Raw genomic sequence first — 13677 nt, 5'->3', positions numbered from 1 at the left:
ATGTTAACTCTATAAAAAGATAATTTTTACATGGTAATTATTAACTATAGTATTTTATGGGTGGAACATGTATTTATTCAAATATTATCGTCCTGATTTTTTCTTCGATAAAGCCATTCGTTATAATGAATTATATTTTTCTTCCAGAGCACAGTTAAATGACCCAAATGATCTAAACATAGAGTATCGCTTTGATAACAAATTGAAATTGTGGGATATTTTATTGCGTTCACCATGCAAATATTCCTATGAAGATTTGACTCACATATTGAGCTTTGATGATTTTAAGATTCATAAAGTATTAAACAAAATATTTAAAGGTAAAAGAATAAAAGGTGACCTTGAATCACTTGATGCCCTGTTTGATACACACGCCAATGAAATTCTCGGTATTTTATATGAATGCCTATTACCTCTTGAAGAAATCGACACTGTCATTTATAAAAATGAACCTGACCCAAAGCAGTTTTTAGCTAAACAATGTGAAATTGGAATTAAAGAACGGTTGTACAAAAAAATAACCCCAGCAGTTTTTAGTGTATCTTTTTCCAGTAAAGCGTTAGAACGTATGATGTGGGCGCATTATGCCGCAGGTTTTAGTGGCTGTGTAGTGATCTATAGCGCTCAAAATTTTACGTCCCCAAGTAATAATGTAAGGATGCAGCTAAAAGATAATTTATTCTCGAGTCAATCTATTAGTTTCCCTGTCAAACCTATTACGTACAGTAATAAATCTAAAGAAATATCAATTCTAGATCCAACTTCAAATATTTTTGAGTTGATTTTAACTAAAAATAAATTCTGGAAATATGAGTCAGAGTATCGAATGTTTGTTCCTGAAGGGAACATGGGAATTGGTGGCGAGCGGGATATCAAAGACAGTGTAAACCGTAATGCAGGACATGTTTTTCATCATGAAACAAGTGTCATGCAAGGGATCATATTTGGGCCTCGAATGAGTAAGTTGAAGAAAGAAGAAATCTGGCAAGCCATAAAATCCAATATAATGAATACAAATGCGGAATTATTCTATTTTTTTGATGCGGAGTTATCGCAATCAGGAAAAATTAATATTTCAAATGGACAAGTGGCACAAAAGAGGCAAGGTTATGATTTGTACAAAACTGATCTAACTCAACCTGAGTTAATTCATGCTATGAATACATTAGGAATTGCTAGGTAATAGTTAACAAACTAACAAGGCTGGTTTATTTAAATTATTACTCCTCTGCAAGAGTCGATAACAAGTCTATACCGTTTGCTTCTGGCCCAGGGTCATAGCAGCAACCCTGGCACTCTCAGACTTCAATCGATTCAGATATCGTATACACAGTATTTAATTTTCAACCTTAATAAGGTTAAGTGGCTGTAAAACTCCCTTATAGATGGCTATTTTTTGATGAATTCAAAGTCAGTGTTCCCGGCAATATAGGCAAGCCTCAATCGCTCAGGCCAATCCGGGTTACACAACTTATCATAGTCAAAATCCATTGCTAATATCAACTCTTCAAGAAATGAAATGCCGTCCTTGATAATTTTTGTCATGTAAATAAGAAAGCGTGTTCTATCAGGTGGATACATTAGATCAGTTTCCCCATCAAAAATTTTATGTTTTCCGCTTGTATCAACGTAACTATTTATAGCCGTTTCGAGTATCCATTCATTATATAACCACATCATTTGACTATCAGGCATTTTATTCAGAAAGAAACACATCTCAGGACGCCACTCTAGTGCCTTCTCTATGAGTTCGGGTTTTATATGTCCAACAAATTTATTACGTAGATATTTGGCAAATTCAAATTCGTTTATGGTTTGACGGTACCGCGACGAGAGTTCAGGATGCTCCCGGTACACCAATCTTATTGTGAGTTCAAAATCGACAAGGTTAGCAACAGAGATTAGTGCTTGCTTAAATAATACCATCGAAAACAGATTGCCAAAGCCTTTTTCTTCAAACTCCCGGTCAATTTCTTTCAGATCAGCCTGAATCAACCGAGCTTTAATTAGTGTAATCACGTCTTTGTACACCAGCCTAAACGCTTTCATCATATGAAAACTAAGTATCGCACACATTTATTCAGGAAAACTAGGAGTGATTAGGGTTTTCCGAATTACTTTCGGTAAAATTTACGTCCGATACTGACACGGGGCGGACTAACTCACTGAGCATAAGGTCCGTTCTGAGCGAGGAGCTGACATCTGCCACCTCAAAAAGACTGCAAGTATTCAAAAATTTAATGGTCGATTTTGCTGGGATACTTCTCTCATTAATGAGGGGCACATAGAGATTTATATGGCGAGTCTCTTTCAGGTACTAGACTGGCAAGTTTCTCGCCCTAGTAGTCAATGCTTCAATTTCGTTTATGCAGTTCTGAAGCCTTTCCAGTTCAGTCTTCTCAATGCCGTCCCATAGCTTCAAATGACGCTGATATAAGGACCACTTAAGTGAGTGAAAACCATTCCAGGCTAACCCCATCCAGGACGCGTAATTGGCATTAAGAATATTGCCAGTGATATACATTTTACCTGCATTAACAGCACTGGAAGTTCCGTAACCCAAGGCAAGCATCATCCTGAAGCGTGGATTTAGCCGCATTGGCATGGTATCCATTAAGGTCTCTCCAAAAGCTCCTTTACCCAGCGATACCTGTTTCGCTACATAGAAAACCCGCATCAAAATTTCCATTATGGTCATCGGGATACTCGTCACGATAAACTGACGGAAGTCATACCCGTTGACATACATGTACTCGATTTGTTTTCCAAAATTAGAACTCCCTACAGGGATGCCTTCAAGCATACGAAGTAGCCCCATAAAGGGGGCCGGTAGACCCATGCCACGGTTTCCGTTTGCTGAGGGGGCATTTACATCCGATGCAAGGTGTCCAAACATTCTGGCAATGAGTCTGAAAATATTGGTTTCGTCCGTTACGCCTTTCTTAGAGGGATAAACCACTATTTGACCATCCTGAACCACCGTACACGTCCCGTTCAGCATATCCTTTATGCCGAAAATAATGCCCAGTATGGGATCATGCGACAAAGCACGTAAGCGATGATTTGTTGGCGACAAAACGCTACCGCTTGCGTCCACTAAATCACTGGTAACCGAACTGTCTGGAGCCCCTATTCGGAACATGTCGGATAGTTTTTTACTGACATCCTCCGGTAATATGGCATTAAAGGCTTTCTGCACCTGTTTATTGAAAATACCATCAACTTCCGCTGTATAGCTCACGGTAGGCTTTGGCGGAGCTCTGACGCATAGTAAATCCAGCATGGATGCTATGATCCCGCAACCGCAGGCAATAGCATAATCCCAGCCGTCAAGCGCGTAGCGGTCATTAAACTCTTTAATGTGATTCTGGATCCGGGCATCTACAACAGCCAGATCATCTGTGGCAAGTATGTTGGCCAGACCGATGTCACCAGAGACACGCTGAGAGGCTTCGCTATGGATAGTCTGCAAGGTAGTAGAATGTATGGCGGCATCAGAGGGGGTCATTTCTCGCAAATGAAGCTCTTTGAGCGTTTTATGCTCAGATTTATCAAGTTCAGAACCGCTAATGAGCCCAGACAGTTGCGCCTTAAGGCTTTCTATATCACGGTTTATTGTTTCGTGAACGCTCGAGATGTCCTGGCCACGAAGCTGAATATAGCGGATGGCCCTAAGTTCATCATCATATTGAGACTGACTCATGCATTTACCTCACCGCGACCAGGCTACCTTTGGGGGCTTTTTTAGAAAGCATATCGATCGTCGCCTTGATGCCAGCAATTTCTGCCTTAAAATACTCAGCGTTCGACATTAATCTTTCCTGAACATCGTAGAGCTTTTGAATGGCCTGACTAAGTGCGGCTGTTAGTTTCGCATTTTTTTTGTGTTTGAATACCGCGTACCCGCCAATTCCTAAGATTGCTACAGGCGCGGCCAGAACCCCGATTCCGGCCACCATGCCACCGCCGACGATAGAGCCTGCGGTCGCAAGTCCGGAGGTTATACCTGCTGCTGAAACGCCCGTTGTTCCAAGAGTATAAAGAGCACCAAAGGAAGCCGCAGCGCCGACGCCTGAACCTGCTAATGCTGCAACGCCCTCAGTAATCCCCGGAAACTTATTTTCAAGCGCCTCAAGAGTACCCTTTACTTCATTCATTGCCTTCTGGCGAATTTTTTCGAGATCTTCAAATTCAGTAGCGTCCACAATAGGCCTCACATTTATAAATTGCTGCGTATTTGGTGAAAACTGCACCATAAAAGTGATGCAGGAATCATGACTTACTATTGGGGGACTTTCCAGTTCACGATTGTGAGTTCTAATGAGTTTTGTTGATAGTGAATGCATACGCCATCAAGTTCTTACCCGAAAAAAACTATCGTGGCGGTGACCCTTCGAAAACAGACAGTGCTAAAAATCAGCAGCAGATTGAACAGACAGGGTTGGACATGAATGCTCTTTTTTGACAAACATTTCACCAATCAGGCTACCGATTACATAATACTCGTCCCCGTCGGATATGATATAGGGGCCACCTGAGCATCCTTGCCTGTTGTTATGTGAAATTACAAAGCGAGATGTGTAATGCTGGCCACGGTGATTTTCACAATTTTCGGGACAAATACTTTGAATTTTGCCAAAGACTGTTGAAAGTACAGTCTGATCCAGTGGATATCCCACACCGAATGTATGCATACTCACTTCGGGATTACGCGCCTTAAAATACTGGGATACAGGCTGTTTGATATCAGCTGGCAACTTCATTTCAGCACTATCTACAAACGGATAATTGTCTTTAAAGTTGTTACTGTCATTACAGTTATTAAGAATGAAATCGACAGGAACGGGCGCAGTATTCACTGGTCCGAGATGATTATGGAATATGACGTAAAGTTTTTGGGTATTGCTACTGGGGTATTTCTTTCCAAGAACATCAGTAACAACATGGGCTGCGGTGAGGACTTTTAGCTGACCCTTATCATTGAAACCAAATGCAGTTGCTTCGAGATTTTTACTAAAACTAGGATCTTTACTCACATAGATTTTGCAGACGTAGTTTTCAAGCATTTTGCTTCCTTATCAAGATTCAGGTACCCAACAAGTCATATGGCTGAAGATGTTAATACAACGCAAATCCAGTGACAAAAATTTCTGGATTTACCTCCCACATAATGTGGTTTGTCTATTCTGCTTGGCGCTGTAAGTATCCCTGCGAAACGAACCATCAACCTTTAGAGAGTCTCTGCCAACCCCAACTTCCGCTTATGGCACATACCAGTCTCTCGGCAGGACTTACAACTCGAAGGATTATGTGGTCGTTAACTCACATTCCAAATAATTTCAGACAGATATTATCTCCGTGAATCCCCCGTATCCATAATGGCTCGGGGGGCTTTTTGTTTTTTACGCTGAGTCTCTGTATGAATAAATTTGACGGCCTTCAGGCCATTGAGAAACCTCTGTTGTCACTCCCGGTAACCGTCCGCAGTCACATTCTTGACCATCTTTGTAGGCTTATTCACTACGAACCGGTCATCGGTATTATGGGTAAAACCGGAGCAGGGAAATCGTCGCTGTGTAATGCTCTCTTTGCCACTGAGGTATCGCCGGTTAGTAACGTGACAGCTTGTACCCGTGAACCATTATGTTTTCGCCTGCAAGCAGGCGAACGTTTTATGACGCTGGTGGACCTGCCGGGGGTTGGTGAAAATTGTGCCCGCGATGCGGAATATGCCGAGCTGTACCGCCAGCAGCTCCCCCGGCTCGACCTAGTGCTGTGGCTGGTTAAAGCCGATGATCGGGCACTGGCTGTAGATGAACATTTTTATCGTAAGGTAATTGGTGAAGCATATCGACATAAGGTGCTGTTTGTTATCAGTCAGTCAGATAAGGTCGAGCCCGCCAGCAATAGTGATAAATTGTCTAAAGAGCAGAAACAAAACATTAGCCGCAAAGCCTGCCTTCTGCATGAGCTATTTCAGCCTATAAATCCTGTGTGTGCGGTGTCGGTCCGACTACAGTGGGGGTTGCGAAAAATGGCTGAACGGATGATTCGTTGTCTGCCGCGTGAGGCCAGCAGTCCGGTGGCTGTACAGCTTAGTGCTCCACTTCGTTCCGATGCCGTTAATAAAAAAGCCCGTGACGATTTTGGTGAAACGGTCGGCTCGGTACTGGACACAGTAAGTTCCATGCCCCTGATACCGGCCCCGGTTCGGACAGTCATCCAGTCTGTACGCGGCATCGTGATTTCAGTCGCTCGTGCAGTCTGGAATTTCTTCTTCTGAACATTAACCCTTCTAACCCGCAGTTTCCTGAGCCCTGCCGCAATTGAGCTGCAGGGCTTTTTGTCTTTATTTTCCATCATGAGGAGTCCGTTTATGACCCGTCTGGCTTCGCGCTTTGGCGCAGCAAACTTTATTCGTCGTGACCGTCCGTTAACCCGTGAAGAGCTGTATCGCGTGGCACCCAGTGTGTTCAGTGAAGACAAACACGAGTCACGTAGTGAAAAATACACCTACATACCCACCATATCCCTGCTGGACAGCCTGCAGCACGAAGGCTTCCAACCCTTCTTTGCCTGCCAGACCAGAGTGCGTGACCCAGGTCGCCGCGAGCATACAAAGCACATGTTGCGCCTGCGTAGGGAGGGGCAAATTATCGGCAAACAGGTCCCGGAAATTATTCTGCTCAATTCTCACGACGGCTCCAGCTCGTATCAGATGCTGCCGGGATTATTCCGTGCGGTATGCCAGAACGGACTCGTCTGCGGTGAGTCGTTTGGCGAGGTGCGGGTGCCGCACAAAGGAGATGTCGTGAGTCAGGTGATTGAGGGAGCGTATGAAGTGCAGGGAATTTTTGACCGTGTGGAAGAGAAGCGGGATGCCATGCAGTCGCTGATGCTACTGCCACCTGCACAACAGGCTCTGGCACAGGCTGCACTGACGTACCGTTTTGGTGAGGACCACCAGCCGGTGACAGCACCTCAGATACTCTCCCCACGCCGCTGGCAGGATGAGAGCAATGATCTGTGGACCACATACCAGCGTATTCAGGAGAACCTGATTAAGGGCGGGCTCAGTGGGCGGAGTGCAAAAGGCGGGCGAACGCATACCCGCGCCGTGCGTGGTATCGATGGAGATGTGAAGCTCAACCGGGCTCTCTGGGTGATGGCTGAAGCGATGCTGGGTGGGTTTCAGTCCTGAGCTTGTTATCAGCATGTTAGGAAAGGACACTCCCTGTCCGTTTTGCCTCCATTGGATTGAGTGTTTTATCACCGCATTTCACGGTATGCCGTGTCGGCCCTGCCTCCGGTGGCTGATAAAAAATAGTTCATTCCGTGTCCATACCCTGTCCGCCCCCCTCTTTAGAATCATTTCATATTCAGTCAGTTAATTATTACGGAGATTTAAGATGACACAGGCAGATCGCCGTCATGACCGGCTGGCTGTCAGGCTGTCACTGATAATCAGCCGCCTGGTTGCCGGTGAAACGCTGAACATGGCGCGGCTGGCTGCAGAGTTTGGTGTGTCAGTCCGTACCCTGCGACGGGATTTTCGCGAACGGCTGATGTACCTCGACCTTGAGTATCGACGAGGGCAATGCCGCCTGCGCAGCACCGGTGGGGGCGTACAGGGGGAGCTTGATGCGCTGACCTTCGCACATCGGGCCGGACTGGCCGATATTTTTCCGGGGCTGGACCGGCGTCTGGCGGGCATGCTGCTCACTGCGGGAGGGATGCCGTGTCTGGTATGGCAGCCGCCACAGTCTGTGTCACCGGCCATCTCACTGGTGTTCTTCCGTCTCGTCAGTGCCATTACCGCCTGCCAGCGGGTACTACTGCTGGCCGAGGGAGAGCGCTGTGATGGGCTGGCTCCGTACCGCCTGATATCACTCGACGGCTGCTGGTACCTCACCGGTGAACTTAACGGGCATATCACTGTGCACCCTCTGGCGACCATCCATGCGGTGACAGTCCTGAACACCACTTTTACCCCGCGAAAACGTCTCAACCAGCTAACCATACAGGCGGGCTTTATCCGGGCCCTTCCGCACTTCAGCTGTATCCGTGAAGTTTTGTCACAGGCTGCCGATAACGGGGGATTGGGATGAGCTTTGGTTTAATGACCTCTGTTAACAAGGAAAAACAATGACCTGGCATTACGAGATAAATGGCGTACGTCACGACAATGTGACCGAAGACGACATCACCGGCCTGATTGTTCACGGTGAACTGACGGCCGCCACTCTGGCTTGGCGACAGGGAATGATGGAGTGGCAACCGGTCTCCGCCACCCCACTAGCTTCGATGCTACTTCAGAGCGCCATACACCCGCATATGCCCACAGCCCCTGACGCATCAGGGGCTTTATAAGGAGTCTTATAATGAAAAGAAAATCTTTCTCTGCAAATATGAAATGGAGTTGGTTGGCATTGTCTGTGGCACTGATGGTCCCGACTGCAGCCCAGGCAACCGCCAAAACGGCGGTAGAAGCCAAGAACTGTCAGTCAGAAAACAATACCTGCCCATATCCTTTCGACCTGTACAAAACCGACCCAGCGTACAAAAAGTCGTTTGATGAGACCATGAATCAGAATGGTTTACCGGCGATGCTCGACGAGATGAATGGTCCAGCGGGTCCGATGGAACCAGTAAAAATTGACGGTAAAGTCTACCTGAAAGGTTTTATGTGTGAAGGCGGTAACTGTGGTAACCACAATCTGACATTCTTGTACCAGCCTGACTTCCATAACTTCGTGGGCTTCTACAGCAACGGTAAAGATGGGCAGTGGGTTAACACCCCAAGTGATGGTGAGTTGAAAGTTTTACGTGCATTAGTAAAAGGAACATCGGAATCATCACACACTCCAGCCGCCACTACCACGTCCAATGATGCACCACCAGCGAATACCATCTGGGAATTTACCGGGGGTAACGGTGATACCTTGTGGAGCATGTGTGGCGGTAAACAGAATAGCTGTGTGATTGTCGGTAATACCAAGCATGTGTCCGCTGTGTTAAATCACAAGTCTGCCAGTGGGTGCGCATTAGGTGACTTTTACATCATAGATAAGGATGCAAGATCCTGGCAACAGCGTGATACCGGAACCTGTAGTCCAAATGCTTGGGTGCGCAAAGGCTCCATTAAAGGTGGTCAATATCTGTCTGTTGACATCGGCGTTGGCAACGAAACGGTAATACAATATCCGATTGGGTATTGGTCAGATGTGAAAGAGTTCACTGGCCCAAACCGACCATCCTGGGAAAAAGCAAAACAGGCAGCTAAGCAGTAGTTTTATTGTTACGACACGAAACATACCCTATTTTTCCTTCCTCTCTTTCAGTCCCCTGTCGCTTTTGCGACAGGGGTTTTTGCTTTTAAGGTACACCGAATGCCTGAATCTCACATGTTGCCACCGGGACCTTTCACCCGACAGCAGGCTGAAGCTGTTACCCGCTGGTATCACGATATCGCCATTGAAGACGACCAGGGCAGTCACTTCCGTCTGGTGGCTCGCGACCCTGAAGGCCGGATGGTCTGGCGGGCGTGGAACTTTGAACCGGATGCCGGTGAAGGTCTTAACCGCTATATCCGACAGTGTGGCATCCTCAAAGCATCCTCCTCCTGACCACACCCATTCATCATCCCTGTATGTCCTTTATTTCCCATAGGCCAGCCATCGTCGCTGGCGTTTTTATTGACGGAGAATATCCATGACGACACAAACTCAATGCGAATTGATGTCCGCTAATGAACCTCGATTTGACCTCACTGCAACACCCGTACCTGACGAACAGCGCCTCGATTTCTGGCCGCTGTACTTCGGCGTTATCCCGCAATGGATAACGCTGGAACCCCGTATTTTCGCCTGGATGGAGCGCTTTTGTGATGAGTACAGCGGTGGTATCTGGTCCTTTTATACGCTCAGCAATGGCGGCGCGTTTATGGCTCCTGATGCTGAAGGTGACGATAAATGGCATCTGTTCAACGGCATGAACGGCAATGGTGCGGAAATGAGCGCGGAAGCCGCAGGTATCGCTGTCTGCCTGATTGAATACAGCCATCACGCCTGTCGCACCGAATGCGATGCCATGACGGAGCACTATTACCGCCTGCGGGATTACGCCCTGCAGCACCCTGAATCCAGCGCCATTCTGCGCATTATTGATTAAGGATACTTATGATGGAACAGTCACTTATCCCACTAACTCCGGCGCTACCACTAACCGCACAACGCACGGTAAAACGCGCCTTAACGCTGCTTGACCGACACCTGCGCGAAACAGGCGTGGCATTCACCTCCACTCAGGCTGCCCGTGACTGGCTGAAACTGAAAATGGCGGGACTGGAGCGCGAAGAGTTTATGGCGCTGTATCTGAACCAACAGAACCAGTTGATTGCCCACGAAACCCTGTTTGCCGGTTCTATTAGCAGTACCGAGGTTCATCCCCGTGAGGTGGTCAAACGCGCCCTGCATTTCAATGCAGCAGCAGTGATACTGGCGCATAACCACCCCTCTGGCGACACCTCGCCCAGCCAGGCAGATAAGACCATCACGCAGCGTCTGGTGCAGGCGCTTCAGCTCGTTGATATCCGTGTGCCTGACCATCTCATCGTCGGTGGCACGCAGATATTGTCGTTCGCTGAACACGGTTTGCTTTGAGGTATTACATGAAAATTATCAGTAAACGCCGGGCGATGACGATTTACCGTCAGCATCCGGCCTCCCGCATTTTTCAATACTGCACCGGCAGATACCAGTGGCACGGCAGTGTCTGTCATTACACCGGTAAGGTCGTTCCTGACATTCCCGGCGTGCTGGCGGTATACGCCGAACGCCGCCAGGACCGCAACGGACCGTATGCCTGCCTGATGAGTATCACCCTGAACTGACAATATGGAGAACTGTAATGAGCAACATCACATGGGGCCTGCAGCGAGATATCACGCCACGCCTAGGAGCTCGTCTGGTGCAGGAGGGTAACCGGCTGCACTATCTGGCTGACCGGGTCAGTATCACGGGTAAGTTCAGCGAAGCAGAATGTCTTAAGCTGGATGTGGCATTCCCGCATTTTATCAGTCAGATGGAATCGATGCTGACCACTGGTGAAATGAATCCTCGCCATGCCCACTGTGTCACCCTGTACCACGATGGTTTCACCTGCGAAGCCGATACCCTTGGCAGTTACGGCTACGTATACATCGCCATTTACCCCACTCATAGTTAACTACTTTCACAAGAGCAAATATGAAAACTCTACCTGCAACAACTCCGCAGGCGGCGACGCTATGTCTGTCGCCCGTGGCAGTCTGGCAAATGTTACTGACACGCCTGCTGGAACAGCACTATGGTATTACGCTAAACGATATACCGTTCAGTGATGAAACGGTTATACAGGAACATATCGATGCCGGAATTACTCTGGCTAATGCCGTTAACTTTTTGGTGGAGAAATATGAATTGGTTCGTATCGATCGCAAAGGATTTAGCTGGCAAGAGCAGTCCCCATATCTTCGGGCTGTAAATATTCTGCGGGCACGATAGGCAACTGGCTTGTTGCAACGAAACCGTAATAATTCTGCATTGTGAATATTGTAAATTGTCTTCCTGACCTATACAGCCGATCTTTCTTCCTTGTTTTTTCATTACATAATGCACCTGCCGGTATTGGGGGGCTTTTATACGGAAAAAACATGCAAACTGAAGCTTTAACTGACCGAAACATTATCCCAGGAGCGTCCATTTATGCTACCTCTCGATAGTAAAACTCCATGGCTGAAATGATGCAATCGGGTATAATCACATCGCCATCTTTGAGTTGGTTTATGTGCTGCGTTAAGCGCTGATTTTTGAAAGAAAATAGTTGAGTATATAACTGAGTATATGTCATTAATGCATTAACAATTAATCATTTGTAATTCAGTTGATTAACTTTGAAATTCGAGTCCGGCCTTCGCACCATTCCGTATCGCCCAAGACTTGCAGGATAGACCCCCCTTAGTACGGAAGAAAACGATACAACCCCACCAACACGACGACATTCATCATCACGCTAATGAAGAAATAGGTCCTAAAAGGCTGCTTTTGCGTTTTATGGCGAAAGACCTGCTGTCCCAGAATCGCCCCAGGCCATCCACCCACTAACCCAAAGATGAGCAACGTCGATTCCGGCACTCTTCGCCAGGTCTTACGTGCTGCCAGCTTATCTGCCCCATAAACCGCCAGCGTTAGCGCATTGGTAAGCAGAAACCACATCACAAGCGGGTGGGGCAGAAATGCGCTGCCCAGAGCGGATAATCCCAGAAGAAAATAACAAAAGCGATTGAGGTTCATAGGGTAGAAATAGCAACCATGAGCGAATTGAACGGTCACTATACCCGATAATAAAGCGAGAAGGTCTGTAAACAGACCCGGTCAGATTGAAAGGCGCCTCTCAGCGCCATCAGATCAGCTTACCCTCGTTTCCCCCGCATCAACGCCTTCCTCTCCACCATCACCCCATCCCTGTAATACCTGCTCGGCCAAATCATTGACGGATGAACCCCCAGTCCCTCTGCAATCAGGTACTCACCTTTCGGCCACGGCCTTGTAAGGGCGTTTGCCAGCGTTGCTGAACTCAATCCTGACCTGCGGGAGAGCGCTGCCAGCGATGTGCCTCTCTTACGTAAACCCGCGATGATGTCTGCCGGATGCCAGTCCTGTCTCATGATGATCTCCGTGTTATCCATTGAATTAACAAGATGATTTTAAATGGGGAAATTTTCGCCAGATACTACGAGTTACGTAGTGGTTTTTTTACCTGGATATTATGGAGGTGAGGGGATGGTGTTTCCGGTCTGTGTACGGACGCTATCGACAAATAATATTTTCAAAAAAAACCGCCGTGCTGCGCAACGGCGGGGAACAAAGCCCACATGCAGGTCATCCAGCAAATCCTGTAAGGGGAAATCCGACGGTCAGGATTTTGCGTTATATCCGCAGAGTTCATCAATCAGACGAAATTCTGATATTTTCGCAAGTCAATGAACTGGCTTAATAATACGTCTGCGACTGATGATTTATCTGATAAGCGTAATACGCTCACCGCGGCTGAATAACGTTCTCAACGTGCAGTATCGTATTATCCTGCGACCAGTACTGGCGGGTGTTGTCGCTGAGGTCGACCACCCATTTGAACACGCCGGCCCGGGCCAGCTCCCGGCAGTACTGGTCGTAGGTGGTCACGCCGGTGAAATGGCGTCTGGCGGCGAGCCTCACTTTGCCCGCGCAGGTCGCGGAATTAACCCGCAGTATCGTGCGGTTACTTTTCATTGAAACGAACGCATCCGTGGTGGTGACGAATTTCACATTCCCGGTGGAGACGAAATAAATATAATATGAAATGTTATTGCTTCTCAGTTCCTTGAGAAATGATAGAAAATCCGAATTTGACCTCACCTGCTCAAAGTAATCCCTGAGCATATCCAGTAATTCCATGCCTCTCCTCGATATTGTTTTGGTGAATAACGTTGCGTTTGAAAAATAAATGTAAGTAATCTGTTCTTTTTGTTGTTATTTGAATTCGAATAATTCTGGTTCTGAATTATAAGGATTGCTGATAAATCGGAACAGTGTTTCAACTGTTACAGATTATTGCGGGCGTTGTGCTGCCTGCGCTAAGACGCAATCGTTTTCCTGT

The 13677-nt window shown here is 47.1% G+C and carries 18 protein-coding genes and 1 pseudogene; 12 read left to right on the top strand and 7 right to left on the bottom strand.

From position 1 onward, the window contains the following. Positions 1 to 67: 67 nt before the first annotated feature. Positions 68 to 1183 (top strand): DUF2971 domain-containing protein, encoded by a 1116-nt coding sequence (locus ENTCL_RS19205; RefSeq protein ID WP_013367808.1) that lies wholly within the window; start codon positions 68 to 70, stop codon positions 1181 to 1183. Positions 1184 to 1389: 206 nt separating this feature from the next. Here ENTCL_RS19205 and ENTCL_RS19200 read toward each other — a convergent pair whose 3' ends face one another. From ENTCL_RS19200 to ENTCL_RS23225, 4 genes are all read right to left on the bottom strand, one after another. Further along, the gene (locus ENTCL_RS19200; RefSeq protein WP_157865562.1) at positions 1390 to 2019 is read right to left on the bottom strand and encodes a hypothetical protein; all 630 of its coding nucleotides are present in this window, start codon (positions 2017 to 2019) and stop codon (positions 1390 to 1392) included. Between the two features lie 298 nt (positions 2020 to 2317). Further along, a complete protein-coding gene (locus ENTCL_RS19195) occupies positions 2318 to 3703 on the bottom strand; it encodes a hypothetical protein (protein WP_013367806.1) in 1386 nt (461 codons plus the stop codon). Positions 3704 to 3707: 4 nt separating this feature from the next. After that, the gene (locus ENTCL_RS19190) at positions 3708 to 4346 is read right to left on the bottom strand and encodes a hypothetical protein (RefSeq protein ID WP_238981765.1); all 639 of its coding nucleotides are present in this window, start codon (positions 4344 to 4346) and stop codon (positions 3708 to 3710) included. Positions 4347 to 4409: 63 nt separating this feature from the next. Further along, complete coding sequence (locus ENTCL_RS23225) at positions 4410 to 5066, bottom strand: trypsin-like serine protease (protein WP_013367804.1); 657 nt, start codon at positions 5064 to 5066, stop codon at positions 4410 to 4412. Positions 5067 to 5419: 353 nt separating this feature from the next. On the opposite strand from ENTCL_RS23225, the gene ENTCL_RS19180 reads away from it, so the two are divergent. From ENTCL_RS19180 to ENTCL_RS23215, 11 genes and pseudogenes are all read left to right on the top strand, one after another. Beyond that, positions 5420 to 6283 (top strand): GTPase family protein, encoded by an 864-nt coding sequence (locus tag ENTCL_RS19180; RefSeq protein WP_013367803.1) that lies wholly within the window; start codon positions 5420 to 5422, stop codon positions 6281 to 6283. 93 nt (positions 6284 to 6376) lie between these two features. Next, the gene (locus ENTCL_RS19175) at positions 6377 to 7201 is read left to right on the top strand and encodes a DUF932 domain-containing protein (RefSeq protein WP_013367802.1); all 825 of its coding nucleotides are present in this window, start codon (positions 6377 to 6379) and stop codon (positions 7199 to 7201) included. A 208-nt stretch (positions 7202 to 7409) separates the two neighbouring features. Next, positions 7410 to 8108 (top strand): DeoR family transcriptional regulator, encoded by a 699-nt coding sequence (locus ENTCL_RS19170; RefSeq protein WP_013367801.1) that lies wholly within the window; start codon positions 7410 to 7412, stop codon positions 8106 to 8108. Positions 8109 to 8145: 37 nt separating this feature from the next. Then, positions 8146 to 8340 (top strand): annotated as a pseudogene (locus ENTCL_RS19165) (DUF4339 domain-containing protein); the annotation flags it as partial. 41 nt (positions 8341 to 8381) lie between these two features. Beyond that, positions 8382 to 9290 carry an Ivy family c-type lysozyme inhibitor gene (locus ENTCL_RS23220; protein ID WP_013367799.1) on the top strand — a complete coding sequence of 303 codons (909 nt, stop codon included), beginning with the start codon at positions 8382 to 8384 and terminating at the stop codon, positions 9288 to 9290. Positions 9291 to 9389: 99 nt separating this feature from the next. Then, positions 9390 to 9626: a DUF905 domain-containing protein gene (locus tag ENTCL_RS19155; protein ID WP_013367798.1), complete on the top strand. Its 237-nt coding sequence runs from the start codon at positions 9390 to 9392 to the stop codon at positions 9624 to 9626. Between the two features lie 85 nt (positions 9627 to 9711). Further along, positions 9712 to 10170, top strand: coding sequence for an antirestriction protein (locus tag ENTCL_RS19150; protein WP_013367797.1), 459 nt, complete (start codon positions 9712 to 9714; stop codon positions 10168 to 10170). Positions 10171 to 10178: 8 nt separating this feature from the next. Beyond that, positions 10179 to 10661 carry a JAB domain-containing protein gene (locus ENTCL_RS19145; protein WP_013367796.1) on the top strand — a complete coding sequence of 161 codons (483 nt, stop codon included), beginning with the start codon at positions 10179 to 10181 and terminating at the stop codon, positions 10659 to 10661. An 8-nt stretch (positions 10662 to 10669) separates the two neighbouring features. After that, entirely contained in the window at positions 10670 to 10891 is a 222-nt protein-coding gene (locus ENTCL_RS19140) for a DUF987 domain-containing protein (protein ID WP_013367795.1), read from the top strand. A 17-nt stretch (positions 10892 to 10908) separates the two neighbouring features. Further along, positions 10909 to 11226, top strand: coding sequence for a type IV toxin-antitoxin system YeeU family antitoxin (locus ENTCL_RS19135; RefSeq protein ID WP_013367794.1), 318 nt, complete (start codon positions 10909 to 10911; stop codon positions 11224 to 11226). Between the two features lie 20 nt (positions 11227 to 11246). Then, positions 11247 to 11543 carry a TA system toxin CbtA family protein gene (locus ENTCL_RS23215; RefSeq protein ID WP_013367793.1) on the top strand — a complete coding sequence of 99 codons (297 nt, stop codon included), beginning with the start codon at positions 11247 to 11249 and terminating at the stop codon, positions 11541 to 11543. Between the two features lie 453 nt (positions 11544 to 11996). On the opposite strand, the gene ENTCL_RS19125 is transcribed toward ENTCL_RS23215, so the two are convergent. From ENTCL_RS19125 to ENTCL_RS19115, 3 genes are all read right to left on the bottom strand, one after another. Next, positions 11997 to 12332 (bottom strand): DUF1294 domain-containing protein, encoded by a 336-nt coding sequence (locus ENTCL_RS19125; RefSeq protein ID WP_013367792.1) that lies wholly within the window; start codon positions 12330 to 12332, stop codon positions 11997 to 11999. A gap of 119 nt (positions 12333 to 12451) precedes the next feature. Further along, entirely contained in the window at positions 12452 to 12706 is a 255-nt protein-coding gene (locus ENTCL_RS19120) for a helix-turn-helix domain-containing protein (RefSeq protein ID WP_013367791.1), read from the bottom strand. A gap of 373 nt (positions 12707 to 13079) precedes the next feature. Further along, positions 13080 to 13475, bottom strand: a complete 396-nt coding sequence (locus ENTCL_RS19115) for a DUF1398 family protein (RefSeq protein ID WP_013367790.1) — start codon at positions 13473 to 13475, stop codon at positions 13080 to 13082. Between the last annotated feature and the right edge of the window lie 202 nt (positions 13476 to 13677).

The organism is [Enterobacter] lignolyticus SCF1 (assembly GCF_000164865.1).
GTDB classification, from domain to species: domain Bacteria; phylum Pseudomonadota; class Gammaproteobacteria; order Enterobacterales; family Enterobacteriaceae; genus Enterobacter_B; species Enterobacter_B lignolyticus.
This window is presented reverse-complemented; position numbering and strand designations above follow the sequence as displayed.

Coding starts and splice junctions, on each gene's coding strand:
- ENTCL_RS19175 (WP_013367802.1), top strand. CDS start 6,377: ATGACCCGTCTGGCTTCGCGCTTTGGCGCAGCAAACTTTATTCGTCGT.
- ENTCL_RS19180 (WP_013367803.1), top strand. CDS start 5,420: ATGAATAAATTTGACGGCCTTCAGGCCATTGAGAAACCTCTGTTGTCA.
- ENTCL_RS19115 (WP_013367790.1), bottom strand. CDS start 13,475: ATGGAATTACTGGATATGCTCAGGGATTACTTTGAGCAGGTGAGGTCA.
- ENTCL_RS19170 (WP_013367801.1), top strand. CDS start 7,410: ATGACACAGGCAGATCGCCGTCATGACCGGCTGGCTGTCAGGCTGTCA.
- ENTCL_RS19120 (WP_013367791.1), bottom strand. CDS start 12,706: ATGAGACAGGACTGGCATCCGGCAGACATCATCGCGGGTTTACGTAAG.
- ENTCL_RS23215 (WP_013367793.1), top strand. CDS start 11,247: ATGAAAACTCTACCTGCAACAACTCCGCAGGCGGCGACGCTATGTCTG.
- ENTCL_RS19125 (WP_013367792.1), bottom strand. CDS start 12,332: ATGAACCTCAATCGCTTTTGTTATTTTCTTCTGGGATTATCCGCTCTG.
- ENTCL_RS19150 (WP_013367797.1), top strand. CDS start 9,712: ATGACGACACAAACTCAATGCGAATTGATGTCCGCTAATGAACCTCGA.
- ENTCL_RS19145 (WP_013367796.1), top strand. CDS start 10,179: ATGATGGAACAGTCACTTATCCCACTAACTCCGGCGCTACCACTAACC.
- ENTCL_RS19155 (WP_013367798.1), top strand. CDS start 9,390: ATGCCTGAATCTCACATGTTGCCACCGGGACCTTTCACCCGACAGCAG.
- ENTCL_RS23225 (WP_013367804.1), bottom strand. CDS start 5,066: ATGCTTGAAAACTACGTCTGCAAAATCTATGTGAGTAAAGATCCTAGT.
- ENTCL_RS19205 (WP_013367808.1), top strand. CDS start 68: ATGTATTTATTCAAATATTATCGTCCTGATTTTTTCTTCGATAAAGCC.
- ENTCL_RS19190 (WP_238981765.1), bottom strand. CDS start 4,346: ATGCATTCACTATCAACAAAACTCATTAGAACTCACAATCGTGAACTG.
- ENTCL_RS19140 (WP_013367795.1), top strand. CDS start 10,670: ATGAAAATTATCAGTAAACGCCGGGCGATGACGATTTACCGTCAGCAT.
- ENTCL_RS19195 (WP_013367806.1), bottom strand. CDS start 3,703: ATGAGTCAGTCTCAATATGATGATGAACTTAGGGCCATCCGCTATATT.
- ENTCL_RS23220 (WP_013367799.1), top strand. CDS start 8,382: ATGAAAAGAAAATCTTTCTCTGCAAATATGAAATGGAGTTGGTTGGCA.
- ENTCL_RS19135 (WP_013367794.1), top strand. CDS start 10,909: ATGAGCAACATCACATGGGGCCTGCAGCGAGATATCACGCCACGCCTA.